General features: G+C 75.9%; 17 protein-coding genes. 9 read left to right on the top strand and 8 right to left on the bottom strand.

Annotation, left to right across the window (positions count from 1 at the left end; genetic code table 11):
• Positions 1-4: 4 nt before the first annotated feature.
• Both ACRYM6_RS04275 and glgX read right to left on the bottom strand, forming a co-directional pair.
• Complete coding sequence (locus tag ACRYM6_RS04275; RefSeq protein ID WP_432541405.1) at positions 5-217, bottom strand: hypothetical protein; 213 nt, start codon at positions 215-217, stop codon at positions 5-7.
• Between the two features lie 34 nt (positions 218-251).
• Positions 252-2,414: a glycogen debranching protein GlgX gene (glgX, locus tag ACRYM6_RS04270; RefSeq protein ID WP_432541403.1), complete on the bottom strand. Its 2,163-nt coding sequence runs from the start codon at positions 2,412-2,414 to the stop codon at positions 252-254.
• Positions 2,415-2,448: 34 nt separating this feature from the next.
• Between glgX and ACRYM6_RS04265 the strand changes: the two genes are divergently transcribed.
• Together ACRYM6_RS04265 and mnmA are read left to right on the top strand one after the other, a co-directional pair.
• Entirely contained in the window at positions 2,449-3,684 is a 1,236-nt protein-coding gene (locus tag ACRYM6_RS04265; RefSeq protein WP_432541402.1) for a cysteine desulfurase family protein, read from the top strand.
• Positions 3,684-4,781, top strand: a complete 1,098-nt coding sequence (gene mnmA / locus ACRYM6_RS04260) for a tRNA 2-thiouridine(34) synthase MnmA (protein WP_432541401.1) — start codon at positions 3,684-3,686, stop codon at positions 4,779-4,781. Before ACRYM6_RS04265 ends, mnmA begins: the two co-directional genes overlap by 1 nt.
• On the opposite strand, the gene ACRYM6_RS04255 is transcribed toward mnmA, so the two are convergent.
• The 3 genes from ACRYM6_RS04255 to ACRYM6_RS04245 form a co-directional block, all read right to left on the bottom strand.
• Positions 4,724-6,664, bottom strand: a complete 1,941-nt coding sequence (locus ACRYM6_RS04255; RefSeq protein WP_432541400.1) for a putative bifunctional diguanylate cyclase/phosphodiesterase — start codon at positions 6,662-6,664, stop codon at positions 4,724-4,726. The two genes, mnmA and ACRYM6_RS04255, sit on opposite strands and share 58 nt — an antisense overlap.
• 76 nt (positions 6,665-6,740) lie before the next feature.
• On the bottom strand, positions 6,741-8,009 hold the full coding sequence (locus ACRYM6_RS04250) for a DUF445 domain-containing protein (RefSeq protein WP_432541399.1): 1,269 nt from the start codon (positions 8,007-8,009) through the stop codon (positions 6,741-6,743).
• 73 nt (positions 8,010-8,082) lie between these two features.
• Positions 8,083-9,741 carry an alpha/beta hydrolase gene (locus ACRYM6_RS04245; RefSeq protein ID WP_432541398.1) on the bottom strand — a complete coding sequence of 553 codons (1,659 nt, stop codon included), beginning with the start codon at positions 9,739-9,741 and terminating at the stop codon, positions 8,083-8,085.
• Positions 9,742-9,901: 160 nt separating this feature from the next.
• On the opposite strand from ACRYM6_RS04245, the gene ACRYM6_RS04240 reads away from it, so the two are divergent.
• Together ACRYM6_RS04240 and ACRYM6_RS04235 are read left to right on the top strand one after the other, a co-directional pair.
• The gene (locus tag ACRYM6_RS04240; protein ID WP_432541396.1) at positions 9,902-10,900 is read left to right on the top strand and encodes a uroporphyrinogen decarboxylase/cobalamine-independent methonine synthase family protein; all 999 of its coding nucleotides are present in this window, start codon (positions 9,902-9,904) and stop codon (positions 10,898-10,900) included.
• The gene (locus ACRYM6_RS04235; RefSeq protein WP_432541395.1) at positions 10,893-11,435 is read left to right on the top strand and encodes a GNAT family N-acetyltransferase; all 543 of its coding nucleotides are present in this window, start codon (positions 10,893-10,895) and stop codon (positions 11,433-11,435) included. Before ACRYM6_RS04240 ends, ACRYM6_RS04235 begins: the two co-directional genes overlap by 8 nt.
• Positions 11,436-11,477: 42 nt before the next feature.
• Here the strand turns inward: ACRYM6_RS04235 and ACRYM6_RS04230 are convergent, their stop codons facing one another.
• Complete coding sequence (locus ACRYM6_RS04230; RefSeq protein WP_432541393.1) at positions 11,478-12,686, bottom strand: esterase-like activity of phytase family protein; 1,209 nt, start codon at positions 12,684-12,686, stop codon at positions 11,478-11,480.
• Between the two features lie 84 nt (positions 12,687-12,770).
• On the opposite strand from ACRYM6_RS04230, the gene ligA reads away from it, so the two are divergent.
• Entirely contained in the window at positions 12,771-14,903 is a 2,133-nt protein-coding gene (ligA, locus tag ACRYM6_RS04225; RefSeq protein WP_432541392.1) for an NAD-dependent DNA ligase LigA, read from the top strand.
• Between the two features lie 88 nt (positions 14,904-14,991).
• Complete coding sequence (locus ACRYM6_RS04220; protein WP_432541390.1) at positions 14,992-15,714, top strand: hemerythrin domain-containing protein; 723 nt, start codon at positions 14,992-14,994, stop codon at positions 15,712-15,714.
• 180 nt (positions 15,715-15,894) lie between these two features.
• Here ACRYM6_RS04220 and ddaH read toward each other — a convergent pair whose 3' ends face one another.
• Entirely contained in the window at positions 15,895-16,716 is an 822-nt protein-coding gene (ddaH, locus tag ACRYM6_RS04215; RefSeq protein WP_432541388.1) for a dimethylargininase, read from the bottom strand.
• Between the two features lie 83 nt (positions 16,717-16,799).
• Between ddaH and gatC the strand changes: the two genes are divergently transcribed.
• The 3 genes from gatC to gatB are packed head-to-tail and all read left to right on the top strand — an operon-like array spanning position 16,800 to position 20,136.
• Positions 16,800-17,099, top strand: coding sequence for an Asp-tRNA(Asn)/Glu-tRNA(Gln) amidotransferase subunit GatC (gene gatC / locus ACRYM6_RS04210; protein ID WP_432541387.1), 300 nt, complete (start codon positions 16,800-16,802; stop codon positions 17,097-17,099).
• 5 nt (positions 17,100-17,104) lie between these two features.
• Positions 17,105-18,622: an Asp-tRNA(Asn)/Glu-tRNA(Gln) amidotransferase subunit GatA gene (gatA, locus tag ACRYM6_RS04205; protein WP_432541436.1), complete on the top strand. Its 1,518-nt coding sequence runs from the start codon at positions 17,105-17,107 to the stop codon at positions 18,620-18,622.
• Complete coding sequence (gene gatB, locus ACRYM6_RS04200) at positions 18,619-20,136, top strand: Asp-tRNA(Asn)/Glu-tRNA(Gln) amidotransferase subunit GatB (protein WP_432541385.1); 1,518 nt, start codon at positions 18,619-18,621, stop codon at positions 20,134-20,136. Before gatA ends, gatB begins: the two co-directional genes overlap by 4 nt.
• A 50-nt stretch (positions 20,137-20,186) precedes the next feature.
• Here gatB and ACRYM6_RS04195 read toward each other — a convergent pair whose 3' ends face one another.
• Entirely contained in the window at positions 20,187-20,789 is a 603-nt protein-coding gene (locus tag ACRYM6_RS04195) for a DedA family protein (protein ID WP_432541384.1), read from the bottom strand.
• Positions 20,790-20,794: the final 5 nt, after the last annotated feature.

Raw genomic sequence — 20,794 nt, 5'->3', positions numbered from 1 at the left:
GGGTTCAGCGGGGGGCGGGGTGGAGGACCGCGAACGCGTGCCGGGCGGTCCACACCGCGGCCTGGCCCCGGCGCAGCGACCGGGGCGGCCCCGGGCCCGTCCCCCCGCCCCGTGCGGCCCCCTCGGGAGCCGGGTGACTCACCGGCCCCCGGACGGCGTCCAGGACCGCGGGGTCGAGGGCGTGGAACGTCACCAGCGGGTCCACGACGTCGGGCACGCGGCCGGGGTGCCAGCCCCCGGCCCCGGCGCGCTCAGGAACCGGCCAGCACCCGCACCGACCACGGCGCCAGCCGCAGCGCCCGGCCGGCCGCGGTGGCGCGGCGACGGCGGTCGGGGGTGGAGGCCCACCGGGGGGTGAACCTCGTCAGGCCCTCCACGGTGGGCAGGGTGACGTCCAGCTGCCGCGCCCCGCCGTTCACGACGACCAGCACCGAGTCCTGGCCCCGGTCGCGGCCGTCGACGAGGACCTGCAGGATCCGCCGGTCGCCCTCGTGCCACTTCTCCACGCTCATCGGGGCACCGTCCTCGGCGAACCACAGCAGGTCCTGCCGCTGCTCGCGCACCGGCGACCCGCGGCGCACCCCGGCCTCGCGCAGGACCGGGTAGCGCCGGCGCAGGGCCAGCAGCTCGCGCACGTCGCCGAGCAGGTCGCGCTGCCAGTCGGCGAGGTCCCAGTCGACCCAGCCGACCTCGTTGTCCTGGCAGTAGGCGTTGTTGTTCCCGCCCTGGCTGCGGCCGAACTCGTCGCCCGCGGTGATCATCGGGACGCCGGAGGACAGCACGAGCGTCGCGAACAGGTTGCGGATGCTGCGGCGGCGCAGCTCCAGCACCGCCGGGTCGGCCGTCTCGCCCTCGACGCCGTGGTTCCAGCTGGTGTCGGAGTCGCTGCCGTCGCGGTTGCCCTCGCCGTTGGCCTCGTTGTGCTTGCGGTCGTACGCCACGAGGTCGGCCAGGGTGAACCCGTCGTGGGCGGTCACGAAGTTCACGCTGGTCAGCCGGCCGCGCTGGACGTCGAAGGTGTCGGCGGACCCGGCGAAGCGGGTCGCGAACTCCCGCAGGCCCCGGCCGGCGGCCACCGGCGGGGAGTACCCCGCGCTGATCTCCCGCGCGTCCGACAGCCAGAACCGGCGCACCCCGTCGCGGAACCGGTCGTTCCACTCGTGCAGCGGCGGCGGGAACTGGCCGGTGCGCCAGCCGAAGGGGCCGACGTCCCAGGGTTCGGCGACGAGCTTGGTCTGCGCCAGCACCGGGTCCGCGGCCAGCGCGACGAGGAACGGGTGGTCGGGGGAGAAGCCGTCGCGGCCGCGGGCCAGCGTCGTCATGAGGTCGAACCGGAAACCGTCCACGCCGTACTCGGTGACCCAGTACCGCAGCGAGTCCAGCGCGAACTGCACGACGCGGTGCTCGGCGAAGTCGAGGGAGTTCCCGCAGCCGGTGACGTCGAACGGCCGCCCCCCGGCGTCGCGCAGGTAGTACGTCGCGTCGTCCAGCCCGCGCAGCGACAGGTGCGGGCCGTCGGGCCCCTCCTCGCAGGTGTGGTTGTAGACGACGTCGAGCAGGACCTCGATGCCCGCGGCGTGCAGGGCCGCGACCGCCCGCCGGAACTCCTCGCGCACCGCCTGCGGCCCCGCCTCGCGCGCCGCGCGGGTCGCGTACCCCGGGTGCGGGGCGTTGAAGGCGAGGGTGTTGTAGCCCCAGTAGTTCGACAGCCCGCGCCGGCGCAGCGCGATCTCGGAGGTGCTGGCGTGGATCGGCAGCAGCTCCAGCGCGGTGACGCCCAGGGACGTCAGGTGCTCCAGGACGGCGGGGTGGGCCAGCGCCGCGTAGGTGCCGCGCTCGTCCTCGGGGACGGCGGCCAGGCGCCGGGTCAGGCCGCGCACGTGCGCCTCGTAGACCACCGTGTCCGCCCACGGCACCCGCGGCCGCTCGTCCTCGCCCACCCGCAGGTCCGCCGGCAGCGGGGCGACGACGACGCCCCGGGGCACGTGCGGGGCGCTGTCGCGGGGGTCGGGGACCGTCAGGTCGCCGCGCAGGTCCTCGCCCACGGCGTGGCCGAAGATCTCCGGCCGCAGCGCCACCTCGCCCTCGACGCCGCGGGCGTACGGGTCCAGCAGCAGCTTCGCCGGGTTGTGCCGCAGCCCCCGCTCGGGGTCCCAGCGGCCGTGCACCCGCAGGCCGTAGCGGGACCCGGCGACCAGCCCCGGGACGTGCCCGTGCCAGACGCCGAGCTCGACGTCCGGCAGCCGGGTGCGGGTCTCGGTGCCGTCCGCGGCGAACACGCACACCTCCACGGCGTCGGCGTGCGCGGCGAGCACCGCGACGTCCGACCCGGACCCGTCCGCGCGCGGGGTCACGCCCAGCGGGTGGCTGCGGGTGGTCTCGGCGGCGGCTGCGGGGCGGATCGGGACGGGCACCGGGGCAGTCTTGCAGTTCCTTACACTCGAGGGCGTGACGGCGGACCCCCAGCGCGCCTACCTCGACCACGCCTCGACGACGGCGCTGCGACCGCAGGCCCGCGACGCGTGGGTCGCCGAGACGTCCCGGGGCGCGGGCAACCCCTCCTCGCTGCACTCGGCCGGGCGGCGGGCCCGGGTGAGCGTGGAGGAGAGCCGCGAGACCGTCGCCGAGCTGCTCGGCGCCCGCCCCGGGGAGGTCGTCTGGACCTCCGGCGGCACCGAGAGCGACAACCTCGCGCTGACCGGCCTGTACCGCGCCCGCCGCGACGCCGACCCCCGCCGCCGCCGGGTCCTGCTGACCGCCACCGAGCACCACGCCGTCCTGGACTGCGTGGAGTGGCTGCAGGCCCGCGAGGGCGCGCAGGTCACCTGGCTGCCGGTCGACGGCACCGGCCTGGTCGACCTCGACGCGCTGGCCGCGGAGCTGGACGGCGACGCCGCGGGCACCGTGGCCTGCGTCTCGCTGATGTGGGCCAACAACGAGGTCGGGACCGTCCAGCCCGTCGCGGCGGCCGCGGCCCTGGCGCGCGCCGCCGGGGTGCCCCTCCACACCGACGCCGTGCAGGCCGTCGGGCAGCTGCCCGTCGACTTCGCCGCCTCCGGCGCGGACCTGCTGTCGTTGTCGGCGCACAAGTTCGGCGGCCCGGTCGGCACCGGCGCCCTGCTCGTGCGGCGCGGGACGACGCTGGTGCCGCTGCTGCAGGGCGGCGGTCAGGAGCTCGGGGTCCGCTCCGGCACCCTCGACGCCCCCGGGGCCGTGGCGACCGCCGCCGCGCTGCGCGCCGCCGTCGGGGACCAGCCGGGCCAGGCGGCGCGGCTGTCCGCGCTGCGCGACCGGCTGCTGGCGGGGCTGGCGGCGGTGCCCGGCGCGGTGGTCCGGGGGGCCGCGACGGGCCCGGGCCGGCTGCCGGGGAACGCGCACGTCACCTTCGCCGGCTGCGAGGGCGACTCCCTGACCTACCTGCTCGACGCCGCGGGCGTGCAGTGCTCCACCGGGTCGGCCTGCCAGGCCGGTGTCCCGCAGCCCAGCCACGTCCTGCTGGCGATGGGCGTGGACCCGGCCGAGGCGGCCGGGGCGCTGCGCTTCTCCCTGGGCTGGAGCTCCACCGACGCCGACGTCGACGCGGCCCTGGCCGCCATCGGCCCGGCCGTCGAACGGGCCCGGCGCGCCTCCGGGGCCCGCCGCGGCCGGTCCCGCCGCCGCCCCGCCCTGGCGGGGGGTGCCTGATGCGCGTCCTGGCCGCGATGAGCGGCGGCGTCGACTCCGCGGTCGCCGCCGCCCGGGCCGTCGACGCCGGGCACGAGGTCGTCGGCGTGCACATGGCCCTCAACCGCAACCCCGGCACCCTGCGGACCGGGTCCCGGGGGTGCTGCACCATCGAGGACTCCCTGGACGCCCGCCGCGCCGCGGACCTGCTGGGCATCCCCTTCTACGTGTGGGACCTGTCCGACGACTTCGTCGAGGACGTCGTCGCGGACTTCGTCGCCGAGTACGGCGCGGGCCGCACGCCCAACCCGTGCGTGCGCTGCAACGAGCGCATCAAGTTCGCGGCGCTGCTGGACAAGGGGATCGCCCTCGGCTTCGACGCCGTCGCCACCGGCCACTACGCCCGCGTCGTGACCGGCCCGGACGGCACCGCGGAGCTGCACCGCGCCGCCGACGCCGCCAAGGACCAGTCGTACGTGCTGGCGGTGCTGGACGCCGACCAGGTCGCCCACGCCATGTTCCCCCTCGGCGACGCCCCCACGAAGGCGCAGGTCCGGGCCGAGGCCGAGCGCCGGGGGCTGCCGGTGGCGGCCAAGCCCGACAGCCACGACATCTGCTTCATCCCCGACGGCGACACCCGCGGGTTCCTGGCCGACAAGCTCGGGGAGGTGCCCGGCGAGATCCTCGACGAGGACGGGCGGGTCCTGGGCACCCACAGCGGCACGTACGGCTTCACCGTCGGCCAGCGCAAGGGACTGGGGATCTCCCGGCCCGCGCCGGACGGCCGACCCCGGTACGTCCTGGGCATCGAGCCGGTGCGGCGCACCGTGACCGTCGGCCCGGCGGAGCGGCTGGCGGTGTCGGGGCTGCGGGCCGTCGACCCGGTCTGGAACTGCCCGCCGCCGGCCGGGCCCGTCGAGGTCCACGTCCAGGTCCGCGCCCACGGCGAGCCCGTCCCCGCGGTCGCCGAGCTGCGCCCGGCCGCCGGGGCCGGCCCGGAGCTGCACGTCGAGCTGCGCGAGCCGCTGACCGGCGTCGCCCCCGGCCAGACGGTGGCGGTCTACCGGGGGACCCGCGTCCTGGGGTCGGCGACGATCGCGGGCACCACCGGAGCCTGAGCGGGGGCCTGAGCCGGGACCTGGGCCGGGTCCGCCGGCACCTCCCCGGCCGGCTGGGGCCGGGCGTACAGGTAGCCCTGCGCGTACGTGCACGACAGGTCGCGCAGCACCTGCGCCTGCTGCTCGGTCTCCACGCCCTCGGCCACCACGTCCAGGCCCAGGCTGCGGGCCAGCTCGATGATCGAGGCGACCAGGGTCGTCGCCGACCCGCCGTGGGTCAGGTCGCCGATGAACGACCGGTCGATCTTGACGGTGTCCACCGGCAGCCGGCGCAGGTACGACAGGCTGGAGTACCCCGTGCCGAAGTCGTCGATCGCGACGAGCACCCCCGCCGCCCGCAGCTGCGCCAGCCGCGCCGACACCGCCTCCAGGTCGTCGACCAGCAGGCTCTCTGTGACCTCCAGGGTCAGCTGGTGCGGGCGCAGCCCGCTGTCGCGCAGCGCGTCCCGCACGACGGCCAGGACGTCGTCGGAGGCCAGCTGCACGGCCGACAGGTTCACCGCGACGCCGACGGGGTAGCCGCGCTCGGCGGTCCACCGCGCGGCCTGCTGCGTCGCCGTGCGCAGCACCCACGACCCGATGGGCAGGATGTCGCCGCTGGCCTCGGCCAGCGGCACGAACTCCAGCGGGGGGACCATGCCGCGCTCGGGGTGGCGCCAGCGCAGCAGCGCCTCGTACCCCTTGGCCCGCGGCTGCTCGCCGTCGACGGTGCGGCGGAAGTCGATCGTCGCCTGGTAGTGGACCTCCAGCTGCCCCAGCGCGAGCGCCCGGCCCAGGTCCTCGCGCAGCGCCGCCTTGTCCTGCGCCTCCTTCGCCATGCCCTCGGAGTAGGCGACGAGCCGGTTCTTGCCGCTGGACTTGGCCCAGTACATCGCCAGGTCCGCGTTGCGCAGCAGCTCGGCGGAGGCGTCCAGCTCCGAGCGGGACCCGCACATCGTGGCGGTGTCGGCCGTGCCGAGGCTGGCGTGGACGTGCACCTGCTGGCCCTCGACGTCGACGGGCTGGGCCAGGCTGGCGAGGAACCGCTCGCCGACCCGGCGGGCCGGGGCGTGCCCGCCGTGGATGACGACGGCGAACTCGTCCCCGCCCAGCCGGGCGACGAGGTCGCCGCCGCGCACGCACGCCCGCAGCCGCTGCGCGACGGCCAGCAGCAGCTGGTCGCCGGCGGCGTGGCCGCGGGAGTCGTTGACGTTCTTGAAGTCGTCGAGGTCGACGAACAGGACCCCGACCTCGTCGCGCCGGGCCAGCGCCCGGGTGAGGAACTCCTGCAGCAGCGTCCGGTTCGCCAGCCCCGTCAGCGGGTCCCGCAGGCCCTGCTGCTCGTTGAGCCGCCACGACGCCAGGTGCGTCAGGCTGGCGGCCAGGACGAACCCGGCGTGGACGGCCATCCAGGCCCACGGGTGCTCGTGGGCGGCGTGATGGCTGTACACGAACTGCGGTCGCAGCGCGCCCAGGAGGCCGTGGTGGACGACGACGACGCCGAGCCCGATCGAGAACGGCACCCAGTCCTGGTACAGGGCGACGAGGCCGACCATGACGAAGAAGTGGAAGTGCGCCTCGGTCTGCCCCTCCCAGAACTGCACGAGCACCGTGGAGGCGAGGAACAGGCTCACCGAGGCCCCCGCCGAGCGCAGCTTCCGCCCCTGGGAGGCGGGCAGCGCCAGCACCAGGGGGGCCGCGACGAGCACCCCGCCGGCCACGCACGCCAGCGCTGCGTGCCCCAGGAAGGCGCCGAAGAGCACCAGGAGGGCGGCCTGCGCGGCGGCGACCCGCACGACCGCCCGGTGCCGCCGCTGCCACACCTCGTCGGGCAGCATCCGCCCGCGCGGCAGCAGGGAGAAGGCGGTCACGGCGCGACGGCGCAGGTCGCGGGCGGGGCTCACCCGGTGCCCATCGGCGCGCCGGGTCCCCGACCCGCGTCTAGAACACCCGATCGGTCCAGGCGCACCGGTCACCGGCTCAGCTGACCAGCACCGTCACCGCGTGGATGAACAGACCCACGAGCCCGCCGACGACCGTCCCGTTGATCCGGATGAACTGCAGGTCCCGGCCCACGTGCAGCTCGATGCGGCGCGCGGCGTCGTCGCCGTCCCAGCGGGCGACGGTGTCGGAGATGACGGTCGCCAGCTCGGGCGCGAAGCGGCGCACGACGTGCCCGGCGGCGTCGGTCAGGTGCCCCTGCACGCGCAGCGCGAACGCCTCGTCCTGCACGAGCCGGTGCCCCACGTCGACGAGGGCCTCGGTGCTGCGCACCCGCAGCGAGCTGCCCGGGTCGTCCAGCGCCTCCCGCAGCAGGCCCCGCACGGTGGACCACAGCCCGGCGACCGTGTCGGCCAGGCCGGGGGAGCTGAGCAGCCGCCGCTGGAACTCGTCGGCCTTGGCGCGGGTCTCGGGGTCGTTCTGGAGGGCGTCGGCGTAGCGGGCCAGCAGGTCGTCGATGGCCTTGCGCCCGGCGTGCCCGCGGTCGGCGACGACGTCGTCCACCCACGTCTGGGCCTCGGTGTACACCCGCTTGCCGAGGCGGTCGTTGAGCCAGTCCGGCGCCCACAGCGGGGCGCGGTCGGTGACCATGCGGCGCACCCGGTCCTCGTTGGCGCGCAGCCAGGTCTGGACCTCCACGAGCGTCAGGTCCACCACGGGGTGGTGGGTGCCCTCGTTGACGACCTCGCCCAGCAGCCGCCCCAGCGTGGGGCTCCACGGCTGCGCCCCGAGGCGGCGCACCAGGACCTGGTCGATGACGGTGGTGACCTCCTCGTCGCGCAGGATCCCCAGCGCGCCGGTGAGGATCGTGGACGCCTCCTCCACCACGCGGGCCGACCCGCCCCGCTCGACCAGCCAGGTCCCCACCCGCCGGGGGATGCCGGCCCGCACCACCTTGTCCCGCACGACGTCCTCGGCGAGGAAGTTCTCCGCGACGAACTGCTCCAGGCTCTGGCCGAGGGCCTCCTTGCGGCGCGGGATGAGCGCGGTGTGCGGGATGGGCAGCCGCAGCGGGTGCCGGAAGATCGCCGTCACCGCGAACCAGTCGGCCACGGCGCCCACCATGGCCGCCTCGGCGGCCGCGTTGACGAACCCCCACCCGCCCGCGCGCCCGGTCGTCAGGGCGTACACGACGGCGGCCAGCACCAGCAGGCCGGTGGCCAGCCACCGCATGCGGCGCAGCGCCAGGCGGCGCTCCTCGTCGGAGACGCCGTCGGCGCCGAGGGCGGGCGGGCGGGGGGTGCTCACGTGGTCGACCTCACGGGGTCATCCTCACCCACCCGCCGCCGGGGGCACGAACGACCTCACCCGCACCGCGTGATCACCGGGTCGCCGCCGACCGGGCCGCGCGCAGCACCTCGGCGAGGACGTCGGCGCCGCCGGAGGAGGCGGTCACCGGGGCCGGGGAGCCCTGGCAGGTCACGTCCCCGGCCGGGACCTCGCCGTCGGTGAGGAACGCCCCGACGACGTCGTCGACGCAGGCGTTGCCCATGCCGTACAGGCCGTGGTCACCCTCGTCCTCGACGGTGATCATCACCGAGGAGCCCAGCGCCTCGTGGGTCTTCAGCGCGCCCTCGTAGGCCGTCGCGGGGTCGTTGCGGGACTGCACGATGAGCAGCGGCGGCAGGTCGGCGCCCGTCACCGCGGGCAGGTCCAGCCCGGGGCGGTCCCAGTACGCGCAGACCTGGGTGGACCGGCTGTAGCCCACCAGCGGGTACTTCGCGCCCTGCTCGTCGCCGTAGGCGTCCCAGTAGGCCTGGTCGGTGGTCCACGGGCTGTCGTTGCAGGTGGTGGCGAAGAAGGTGGCCTGCATCTTCTGGGCCTCGGTGGGGCCGGCGGGGCTCAGCTGCCGCACGAGGTCGGCCAGGTGCGCCGACACGCCCGCCGGGACGGGGGCGCCGGTGCCGCCGCGCAGCCCCTCGACGGCCTGCAGCGCCGCCAGGACCCACGCCTGCAGCGCGAAGGAGTCCTTCGCGTACAGGGCCTGGACGGTCAGGGAGTCCAGGGCGTTGCCGTCGACCTGCAGCAGCCCCGGCAGCACCAGGGGGTGCTGCACCAGGCCCGCGCGCAGCCGCTCGTACGTCGCCCCGACCTCCTCTGCGCTCGCGCCCAGGCCGAACGTGGCGTGCCGGGAGGCCACCCACGGCAGGAAGTCCTGCTCGAACCGGCGCTGGAACGCCATGGGCTGGTAGGAGAACACCTCCTGGTACCCGGCGGTGGCGTCGACCGTGGAGTCGAGCACGAACCGGCCGACGCGGCCGGGCAGGTGCGTCGCGTACTGCGTGCCCAGCCAGGTGCCGCCGGAGTACCCGACCCAGTCGATCGTCTCGCGGTCCAGCGCGTCGCGGACGAGGTCGATGTCGTAGACCGTCTGCCGGGTGTCGACGACGTCGGCCAGCGGGTCCGCCGCGCACACCTCGGCGACCGTCCGCGCCTGCTCGGCGGCCAGGGCCAGCGCCTCGGGGGAGCGGTCGCGCACGTCCGGCGCGGCCTCGCCCGCCGGGACGGCTGCCCCGCAGGTCAGGGCGGAGCTGGCGCCGGTGCCGCGCACGTCGAGGCCGATGACCTCGGTGCCGGCCAGCGCCGGCACCGACGAGCCCAGCGCCGCCATCGACAGGCCCGCGCCGCCCGGACCACCGGGGTTGGTGATGATCGTCCGCTCCGGCCGCGGGCCCTGCCGCGGTTCGCGGCTGATGGTGACCTGCAGCGGGTCCCCGGTCTCGGGGGCGTCCCAGTCGCGCGGGACGGCGACCTGGGCGCACTCCAGCGCGCCGACCAGGCTCGCCAGGAAGCCGACCTGCTCCGCCGAGCACGGCGCCCAGGTGAGCTGCTGGTCGCGGTAGCGCTCGGGGGTGCGCTCGGCGAACTCCCGCTCGACGGCGCTGACCGGGGCGGCCGCGGCGGGCTGGACGGCGAGCAGGAGCGACCCGGCGAGGGTGAGGACGCCTGCGGCGGCGACGGCTGGACGGCGGTGGTGCACGGTGGGCCCTTCCCAGGAGTCTGCTGTGGACGACTCCCATCCAGTCGCCCCCCGCCCCCGGGCGCCAGTGACCTGCGGTGGGGGCCGGGTCAGACCTTCGTCGGACCGCCGCGCGCGACCGCCGGGGCGTCCGGGCGCGGTGGGCGGGTAGCGTCGCGGCGTGCCAGGAACCGCTGCCGCCGTCGGGTCGATGCCCGGCGAGGACCCCCGTGAGGCCGCCCGGACCGTCTTCGGCGAGCTCGGCGACCCCCCGCACGTCCCGCACCTGGCCCAGCTGCCCGACCGCGGCCCCGGCGCGGACCCGGTGGGCCGCACCGCGGCCCTGCTCGTGGACCTGCCCGTGGACCGCCAGCCCGCCGGCTGGCGGTTCGTCGACGCCCCCGGCCGCGACGCCGCCCGCGCGGGCGCGTTCTGGCGGGCCGACCTCGACGAGCTGGCCGAGGCCGCCGACGGCTGGACCGGTCCGCTCGCGCTCGCCGTCGTCGGCCCGTGGTCGCTGCTGGCGGCCGTCGAGCTGACCCGCGGGGAGCGGTCGGTGTCCGACCCCGGTGCCCGCCGCGACGTCGTGGCCTCCCTGGCCGAGGGCCTGGCTCGGCACGTCGCGGACGTGCGCCGCCTGGTGCCCGGCGCCGAGCCGGTCGTCCACGTGGAGGAGCCCTCGCTCGCCGCGGTCCTCGCCGGCCGGCTGCCGACCCAGTCGGGGTACGGGGCGTTGCGGGCCGTGGACCGGGCCGAGGTGCGCGACGGGCTGCGGGACGTGCTGGCCGCCGTCCGCTCCGCCGGTGCCGAGCCGGTCGTCCGGCTGGCCGCCGAGGAGGCGCCGTGGGCGCTGGTCCGCGAGGCCGGCGCCGCCGGGGTCGCGGTGGACGTCCGCGCGCTCGGCGCGGCCGGGTGGGAGTCGGTGGCGGCCTGCGTCGAGGAGGGCCTGCGGCTGTGGGCCGGGGTGCTGCCGGTGGACGCGGCCCCGCCGCCGGTGGCGGCGCTCGTCGACGCCGTGCGGGGGCCGTGGCGGCGCGTGGGCCTGCCCGCGGCCGGGCTCGCCGACGTCGTGGTGACCCCGGTGGCGGGGCTGGCCGGCACCGACCCCGCCGCGGTGCGCGGCCGGCTGACCCGGCTGCGCGAGGCGGCCGCTGCCCTGGAGGAGGCGTCCGGTGACTGACCTGGTGTTCCGCGAGGCGACCGCGGCCGACGTCGCGGCCGTCGTCGCGCTCGTCGAGTCCGCCTACCGCGGCGAGTCCAGCCGGGGCGGCTGGACGACCGAGGCGGACCTGCTGGAGGGGCAGCGCACCGACGCCGCCGGGATCGGCGCCGTCGTCGACGGCGCGGACTCGGTGCTGCTGCTGGCCGAGCGCGGCGAGGACCTGCTGGGCTGCTGCGAGCTGCGCCGGGCCGGGGAGGGCGGCTACTTCGGGACCTTCGCCGTCAGCCCCGCCGCCCAGGGCGGCGGGGTCGGCCGCCGGCTCCTCGCGCACGCCGACGCCGAGGCCGTGCGGCGCTGGCGGGCGCCGTTCCTGGAGATGACGGTCATCGCCCAGCGCGGGGACCTCATCGCCTGGTACGAGCGGCTCGGGTTCGCCCGCACCGGGGACCGCAAGCCCTTCCCGTACGGCGACGAGCGGTTCGGGCGCCCGCTGCGCGACGACCTGGAGTTCGTCGTGCTGCGGCGCCCGACCGCCGCGCCCGCGGGTCCCTGACCGGCACCCCCGCCCCGGCGGCCGCCGGGGCGGGGGCGGGCGTCAGGACAGGTCGGCCTGCACCTCGATGGTGAGGAACTCGTCGTCGTCCGGCGTCCCCTCGACCCGGCCGGCCGAGAACGGGAAGTTGTTGTCGTTGCCGACGACGATGGTGTGCTCGCCGGTGACGTCGACGCTCTCGATCGTGGTGAACGGGAAGGTGAGGAAACCCGAGGCCTCGCTCAGCTCGCCGGCGACCCCGTCGGGGTCCGGGACGGCCATGAGGTTCACCAGCTGGGTCTTCAGCGGGTGCCCGGCGGCGTCGGTGACGCTGGTGTCGACGAGGAACACCGCCTTGAACACGGCGGTCGGGCCCTGGCCGCCGTCGCGCTCCAGGACGAGGAACCGGTGGTCGTCGACCTGGGTGAGGTCGCCGATCGCGTTGCGCGGCGACTCCATCCGGTAGGTGAACGCCTCGCCGCGGTACCGGTTCTCGACGGTGTCGAACCGCAGCACCCGCAGGTCCTGCGGGTCGTCGCCGGCGACGGGGCCCTCGAGCATCGGGAACAGGTACCGCCCGTCGGCGGACTGGGCCATGCCCTCGAAACCCTTGCTGGAAGCCAGGTTCGGCTCACCGTCCCCGAGCTCGGGGTTGTCGGGGGAGGCGACGCCGGGCAGCGGCACCGGCGCTTCGATCAGCCGGCCGGCGGCGTCGGTGTGCAGCAGGTACGGGCCGAACTCCTCGCCGAACCAGAACGTGCCGTCGGGGGCCTGGCGGAAGCTCTCGGGGTCGAAGTCGGAACCGGTCAGCCGCCGGTCCTCGCGGGTCAGGTCCCAGGTGACCTTCCGGTACGGGTCGGACAGGGTGAACCCGCCGGGGGCCACGGCGAGGGTGCCGTCGCCGGTGTCGGTGAGGCGGTGCACGGCGAGCAGGAAGTCGCCGCTGTTGGCCTTCGTGCCGTAGCCGTTGTCCGACAGCACCAGGTAGGAGCCGTCGGGCTGGACGAGGTTGCCGGAGAAGCCCTGGACGGGCTGGGCCTCGAAGGGGACCGGCACCCCGTTGGCGGTCTCGACGGCGGCGCCGCTGGGCACGGGCTCGCCGAAGGTGGCGGCCGGCAGGACCTGCCGGTCGAGCAGCTTCGCGCTCTGCGCGGGGATCGCCAGGTCGGGGGCGTCGTCGCCGGCGGTGGCGGTCAGGGCCGAGCCGGCGACGGCGGCGGCGGCCAGCGCGGCCGACAGCGCGAGGGTCCTGCGGGTGCGGGGGGTGATCATGGCGGTGACCGTAGGGTCGCTGAGCGTCCCCCGAGCGTCCTGCCGGTGAACGCACGTGGGCGCGTGTCGGACCCTCGCGGCAGGATGGGACCCGTGAGCGACGACAGTGCGATCCCCTCGCCGGCCCGGCACCGCTGGGAGGAGCTCGTGGCCCGGATCGAGGCCGCGCGCTTCGCGTACTACGTGCGCAACTCCTCGCCCCTGAGCGACGGGCAGTACGACGAGCTGGAGCGGGAGCTGCGCGCCCTGGAGGAGCAGCACCCCCAGCTGCGGACCCCCGGCTCGCCCACCCAGACCGTCGGCGGCACGTTCTCCACCGAGTTCGCCACCGTCGACCACCCCGAGCGGATGCTCAGCCTGGACAACGCCTTCACCCTCGACGAGCTGTCCGCGTGGGCGGCCCGGGTGGAGAAGGAGGTCGGGTCGGGCGCGCGGTACCTGTGCGAGCCGAAGATCGACGGCCTCGCGATCGACCTTGTCTACGAGCGCGGCCGGCTGGTGCGCGGCGTCACCCGCGGCGACGGCCGCACGGGCGAGGACGTCACGTACAACGTCCGCACCATCGACGACGTCCCCCAGCAGCTCACCGGCGACGACGTGCCGGAGTTCCTGGAGGTCCGCGGCGAGGTCTTCTTCCACCTCGACGGTTTCGCGGCCATCAACGCCGGGCTGGTCGAGGCCGGGAAACCGCCGTTCGCCAACCCCCGCAACGCCGCGGCGGGGTCGTTGCGGCAGAAGGACCCCCGCGTCACCGCGACCCGGCCGCTGCGGATGCTGGTGCACGGCATCGGGGCCCGCCGCGGCATGGAGAACGCGTCCCAGTTCGAGGCGTACGCCAAGCTCGCCGCGTGGGGGCTGCCGACCTCGCCGCGGGTGAAGGTCGTCGACACCCTGCCCGAGGTCGCCGACTACGTGCGGGACTACGGCGAGCACCGGCACGACGTGGAGCACGAGATCGACGGCGTCGTCGTCAAGGTCGACCAGGTCCCGTTGCAGCGCAGGCTGGGGACGACCTCGCGCGCCCCCCGGTGGGCGATCGCCTACAAGTACCCGCCGGAGGAGGTGACGACGGTCCTGCACGACGTCCAGGTCAACGTCGGCCGCACGGGCCGGGTCACCCCGTTCGCCGTCCTCGAACCCGTCCTCGTCGCCGGGTCCACCGTGAAGATGGCGACCCTGCACAACGCCGACGAGGTCAAGCGCAAGGGCGTGCTCATCGGCGACACCGTCGTGGTCCGCAAGGCCGGTGACGTGATCCCCGAGGTGCTGGGGCCCGTCGTGGAGTCCCGCACCGGCGACGAGCGCGAGTTCGTCATGCCCACCGAGTGCCCCGAGTGCGGGACGCCGCTGGCCCGGCAGAAGGCCGACGACGTCGACATCCGCTGCCCCAACTCCCGCAGCTGCCCCGCGCAGCTGCGCGAGCGCGTGTTCCACCTCGCCGGGCGCGGTTCCTTCGACGTCGAGGCCCTGGGCTACGAGGCCGCGGCGGCGCTGCTGCAGGCCGGCGTCGTCGAGGACGAGGGCGACGTGTTCACCCTCACCGAGGAGGACCTGGCGCGCGTCCCCCTCTTCCTCACCAAGGCCGGTGCCGTCTCGGCCAACGGCCGCAAGCTCCTGAGGAACCTCGACGCCGCCAAGGACCAGCCGTTGTGGCGGGTCCTGGTCGGGTTGTCGATCCGGCACGTCGGCCCCACCGCGGCCCGGGCGCTGGCCGAGCAGTTCGGGTCGATGGCCGCGATCGAGGCCGCCACCGCCGAGCAGCTGGCCTCCGCCGAGGGCGTCGGCCCGACCATCGCCGACGCCGTCGTGGAGTGGCTGACCGTCGACTGGCACCGCGAGGTCGTCCGCAAGTGGCGCGAGGCCGGGGTGCGCATGGAGGACGAGCGCGACGAGTCCCTCGCCCGCACCCTGGAGGGTCTGACGGTCGTCGTGACGGGCTCGCTGGCGGGCTACTCCCGCGACGAGGCCAAGGAGGCGATCCTGTCCCGCGGCGGGAAGGCGTCGGGGTCGGTGTCGAAGAAGACCGACTTCGTGGTCGTGGGGGAGGCCGCCGGGTCGAAGGCCGACAAGGCCGAGCAGCTGGGGCTGCGGATCCTGGACGAGGCGGGGTTCACGGCGCTGCTGGAGGGCGGCCCGGACGCGGTGGCGCTGCCCGAGGACCCGGCCGAGGACCCGGCCGAGGACCCGGCCGAGGACCCGGGGGACGCGCCCGCCTGAGCGGGCGCCCGCCGGGGTGGTCCGACCCCGGGCGGGGTTCGTCCCGCCCCGCACGTGTGAAGTCCGCCGCAACGGGCAGACCAGGGGCATGACGAACCCACGAGGCAACGGGCTGCGGTCGGTGGCCGACCAGTCGGAGCAGGAGCGGGGCGGGCCGGGCAGCATCCTGTCCCGGCAGAGCCGCGACCACGCCGAGCTCGACGAGCTCATGCGGTCCTACGACCGGGCCACCGGCCCCGCCGAGCGCGGGCGGGTCGTGGCGGAGGTGGGGGAACGCGCCCTGCGGCACGCCTTCGCCGAGGAGACCGTGCTGTTCCCGGCCTACCGCCGGTTCCTGGCCGGGGACGACGACGAGCTCACCCGGCACATCGAGGGCGACCACCAGACGGTGAACGAGGCGCTGGAGCGCCTGCAGGGCGCCGACCCCGCGGACGCCGGGTACGACGAGGTCGTCCGGCACGCCTTCGAGGTCATCCGGCACGACGCCCACGACGAGGAGGACGACCTGCTGCCGCGGTTGCAGCAGGCGGTCGGCGTCGAGGAGCTGCGCTCGATCGGGGCGGCGTGGGAGGTGCAGCGCCGCCTCTCCCCGACCCGGCCGCACCCGCGGGTCCCGCGCGAACCCCCGGGGAACGTGCTGGCGGGCATCCCGCTCGCGGTCTCCGACCGGGTCAAGGACGCCTTCGACGCGGGGGGCGCCCGGCGGGGGGTCGCCGTCGCGGTCGTCGCCGTGGCCGCCGCGGGCGCCCTGGTGGTGCTCGCCCGCGCGGTGCGCCGCGCGGGGCGGGGTGGAGCGGGCCCCAGGGCTTGAACCTGGCCCTCCCCGGTGGAACCGGGGCGCGTCACCACGGACGCCTGACCCGCACGGTGCGCCGCCCTCGCGGGCGCCGCTCGTGCGACCACCGTACGACGGCGGCGCCCGGGTCCGCACGGACCGTGACCCGTACGGCCCAGCGCCGCGGGCACCGGGGCGGCCGGCGCCCCCGCGCGGTCAGCCCCGCAGCACCAGCACGCAGCACTTCGGCCCGCCGCCGCCGCGCAGCAGCTCCGACAGGTCCACCGGCACCGGCTCGTACCCCCGCTCCCGCAGCGCCCGCGCGTACCCGGTGGCGCGCGGGGAGAGCACCACGTGCCGCCCGTCGCCGATCGCGTTCATCCCCAGGACCCCGGCGGTCGCCTCGTCGGTGACCAGCGCGCCGGGGAACAGCTCGCGCAGCACCGCGCGCGACGGCTCGTCGAACGCGCCCGGGAAGTACGCGACGTCGGGGTGGTCGGGGTCGTCGTCGAGCACGGTGAGCGCGGTGTCCAGGTGGTAGAACCGCGGGTCCACCAGCCGCAGCGACGTCACCGGCCGGCCCAGCACCCGGGCCAGCTCCCCGTGCGCGGCCCGGGTCGTGCGGAAGCCGTGCCCGGCGAGCAGGTGCTCCCCGACGGGCAGGACGTCGCCCTCGCCCTCGTTGACCTCCACCGGGCGGTGCACCGGCCCGAACCCGGCCCCGGTGAGCCACGCGTCGAGCAGCTCCTGCTCACCGGCCCGCTGGGGGTGCGCGAAGCGGGCCCCGACCGTCCCCTCCGGGGTCACCAGCCCGCCGTTGGCGGTGTAGACCATGTCCGGCAGCCCCGGCCCGCCGGGCACCAGCTCCACGGCGTGCCCCAGCCCCTCCAGCGTCGCGCGCAGCCCGTCCCACTGCGCGAGCGCGCGGGCCACGTCGACCGGCCGCGCCGGGTCCATCCAGGGGTTGATCTCGTAGGAGACGGCGAAGTGCTCGGGGCGGCACATCAGCAGCCGCAGCGGGCGGGCGGTCCGGGTCACCTCCCGATCATCGGGTCCCGCGCGGCGCGGGGCGCGCCCGGTGCCCGGGGGCACCCCGGCCCACCCGAATAGACTCACCGATCGTGTCCGCCATCTCCCGATCCGAGGTCGAGCACCTCGCGCGCCTGGCGCGCATCGACATGTCCGACGAGGAGCTGGACCGCATGGCGGGTCAGCTCGACGCGGTCCTCGATGCCGTCGCAGCCGTCGCGAAGGTCGCCACCGACGACGTCCCCGCCACCTCCCACCCCGTCCCCCTGACGAACGTGACCCGCCCCGACGAGGTCGGGCAGGTCCTCAGCGCCGACGAGGCCCTCGCCGGGGCCCCCGCCGCCGAGGACGGCCGCTTCCGCGTCCCGATGATCCTGGGGGAGGAGGCGTGAGCGAGCTGATCCACCGCACCGCCGCCGAGCTGTCGCAGGCGCTGACCGCCGGGGAGGTCTCCGCCGTCGAGGTCGCGCAGGCCCACCTGGACCGCATCGACGCCGTCGACGGACCCGCCGAGAGCGGCGTCCACGCGTTCCTGCACGTCGACCACGAGGGCGCCCTGGCCCGCGCCCGGCAGATCGACGCCGACCGCGCCGCCGGTGCCGAGCTCGGCCCCCTGGCCGGGGTCCCGATCGGCGTCAAGGACGTCCTGACCACCAGGGGCCTGCCCACCACGGCCGGGTCCCGCATGCTCGAGGGCTGGGTCCCGCCGTACGACGCGACCGTGGTGCGCGCCCTGCACGACGCCGGTCTGGTCGTCCTCGGCAAGACCAACATGGACGAGTTCGCGATGGGCTCCACGACCGAGCACTCCGCGTTCGGCGACACCCGCAACCCGTGGGACCCCACCCGCATCCCCGGCGGTTCCGGCGGCGGGTCCGCGGCGGCGCTCGCCGCGTTCGAGGCGCCGCTGACCATCGGCTCCGACACCGGCGGCTCGATCCGCCAGCCCGCGGCCGTCACCGGCACGGTCGGCGTCAAGCCGACCTACGGCGCGGTCTCGCGGTACGGCCTCATCGCGCTGGCCAGCTCGCTGGACCAGGCGGGCCCGTGCGCCCGCACGGTGCTGGACACCGCGCTGCTGCACGCCGTGATCGCCGGGCACGACCCGCTGGACTCCACCTCGATCCCCGCGCCCGTCCCCGACGTCGTGGGGGCCGCGACGCTCGGCGCGTCCGGGGACCTGGGCGGCGTGCGGATCGGCGTGGTGAAGGAGCTGTCCGGGGAGGGCTACGAGCCGGGCGTCCTCGCGCGGTTCGAGGAGTCGCTGGACGAGTTCCGCGCCGCGGGCGCGCAGGTCGTCGAGCTGAGCCTGCCGAACATCGTGCACGCGCTCGCCGCGTACTACCTCATCCTGCCGAGCGAGGCGTCGAGCAACCTCGCCAAGTTCGACGGCATGCGGTACGGCCTGCGCGTGGTGCCCGAGGGCGAGCACGTCACCGCCGAGGCCGTCATGCGGGCCACCCGCGCCGCCGGGTTCGGCGACGAGGCCAAGCGCCGCATCGTCCTCGGCACGTACGCGCTGTCGGCCGGCTACTACGACGCCTACTACGGCAGCGCGCAGAAGGTCCGCACCCTCGTGCAGCGCGACTTCGACGCCGCGTTCGGGCAGGTCGACGTGCTGGTCTCCCCGACCGCGCCGACGGTCGCGTACCGGCTGGGGGAGAAGCTCGACGACCCGCTGGCGATGTACGCCGGCGACGTCGCGACGATCCCGGCGAACCTGGCCGGGATCCCGGGCATGTCGCTGCCCGCGGGCCTGTCCGACGGGCTGCCGGTGGGTCTGCAGATCCTCGCCCCGCAGCAGGCCGACGACCGGCTGTACCGGGTCGGGGCGGCGCTGGAGGCGCGGTTGAACGACAGGTGGGGCGGGCCGTTGCTCGCGAAGGTCCCGACGTGGCAGGGGGTGTCGGCGTGAGCGTCGAACTGGTCGACTACGACGAGGCGGTGGCGGAGTTCGACCCCGTCCTCGGTCTCGAGGTGCACGTCGAGCTGAACACGAGGACCAAGATGTTCTCGGGGGCGCCGACGGAGTTCGGCGCCGAGCCGAACACCCAGGTGGACCCCACGTCGCTGGGGCTGCCCGGGGCGATGCCCGTCCTGAACGCGAAGGCGCTGGAGTCGGCGATCCGCATCGGCCTCGCGCTGAACTGCGAGATCGCGCAGTCCTGCCGGTTCGCCCGGAAGAACTACTTCTACCCGGACATGCCGAAGAACTTCCAGACGTCGCAGTACGACGAGCCCATCGCGTTCGACGGCCACCTCGACGTCGACGTCCCGGCCAGCGAGGACGGGACGAAACCGGCCTTCACGTACCGCGTGCTCATCGAGCGCGCGCACATGGAGGAGGACACCGGCAAGTCGCTGCACGTCGGCGGCTCCACCGGCCGCATCCACGGCGCCGAGTTCTCCCTCGTGGACTACAACCGCGCCGGGATCCCGCTCATCGAGATCGTCACGAAGCCGCTGGAGGGGACCGGCGACCGCGCCCCCGACGTCGCCAAGGCGTACGTGGCGGCGCTGCGCGACGTGCTGCGCTCCCTCGACGTCTCGGACGTGAAGATGGAGCAGGGCTCGCTGCGCTGCGACGTCAACCTGTCGCTGCGGCCCTCCCCGACCTCGAAGCTCGGGACGCGCTCGGAGACGAAGAACGTGAACTCGCTGCGGTCGGTCGAGCGGGCCGTCCGCTACGAGGTGTCCCGGCACGCCGCGATCCTGCGCGCGGGGGAGAAGGTCGTCCAGGAGACGCGGCACTGGCACGAGGACACCGGCCTGACGACCTCGGGCCGGGAGAAGTCCGACGCCGAGGACTACCGGTACTTCCCCGAGCCCGACCTCGTCCCGATCGTGCCGGACCGGGCGTGGGTGGAGGAGCTGCGCGCCGCGCTGCCCGAACCCCCCGCCCAGCGCCGCAAGCGGCTGCACGCCGAGTGGGGCTTCTCCGACCTGGAGTTCCGCGACCTCGTCAACGCGGGTGCGCTGGACGTCGTGGAGGCCACCGTCGCGGCGGGCGCCTCGCCCGCGGCGGCCCGCAAGTGGTGGTCCGGGGAACTGGCCCGCCGCGCGAACACCGACGGCGTGGACCTGGCGGAGCTGCCCGTGACGCCCGCCGACGTCGCCGAGCTCGCGCAGCTCGTCGAGGCGGGCGAGCTCACCGACCGCCTGGCGCGCCAGGCCCTCGACGGCGTCCTGGCCGGTGAGGGGTCGGTGGCCGAGGTCGTGCAGGCGCGCGGTCTGGTCGTCGTGCAGGACGACGGCGCGCTGGCCGCGGCCGTCGACACGGTCCTCGCGGCGAACCCGGACGTGGTCGAGAAGATCCGCGGCGGGAAGGCGCAGGCCGCCGGTGCGCTCATCGGCCAGGTCATGAAGGAGATGCAGGGCAAGGCGGACGCGGCGAAGATCCGCGAGCTGATCGCCGCCCGCGTCGGCTGACCCCGCCCGCGGCGACCGGGGACCCGCACCGGGTCCCCGGTCACCGCGGTTCAGGGCGTGCGGGAGCGGACGACCCGGTTCAGCACGAGGTCCACGACGAACCCGAGCGCGAGCGCGACGGCGATCCCGAGGGCGGCGCCCACCAGCGGCGTCGACTCGACCCAGTGCCCGGCCAGGGAGCCGATGGCGACGGAGTACGCCGCCCAGGTGAGCGCGGCGATCGCGCTGAGCCCGACGAACCGGCGCCGCGGGAACCGCGCGGCCCCGGCGGTGAGGTTCACCGCGGTCCGCCCGATCGGCACGTAGCGCGCGGCGAGGACCGCGAAGGCGCCCCGCTCGTCGAGCTCGCGGGCGGCGCGGGTGAACGCCCGCTCCAGGCGGCGGTGGCCGGCGACCCAGCGGCGCAGCGGGGAGTGGCGGCCCACCGCGTACGTGAGGTTGTCCCCGGCGAACGCCCCGAGGGCCGCGCACGCGAACAGCGCCCACCGGTCCGGGTGGCCGGTGCCGGCGGCGACGGCCGACAGGCCGATCACGATCGACTCGCTGGGCAGCGGCGGCACGAAGGCGTCCAGGGCGGACAGGCAGAGCACCACCGCCAGCACCCACGGGGCGCCCGCGTGCCCGGCGACGAGCGCGTTCAGCTGCTCCACCACCGGAT

The sequence above is a fragment of the Kineococcus rugosus genome (genome assembly GCF_050871975.1).
In the GTDB taxonomy this organism is placed as follows: domain Bacteria; phylum Actinomycetota; class Actinomycetes; order Actinomycetales; family Kineococcaceae; genus Kineococcus.
This window is presented reverse-complemented; position numbering and strand designations above follow the sequence as displayed.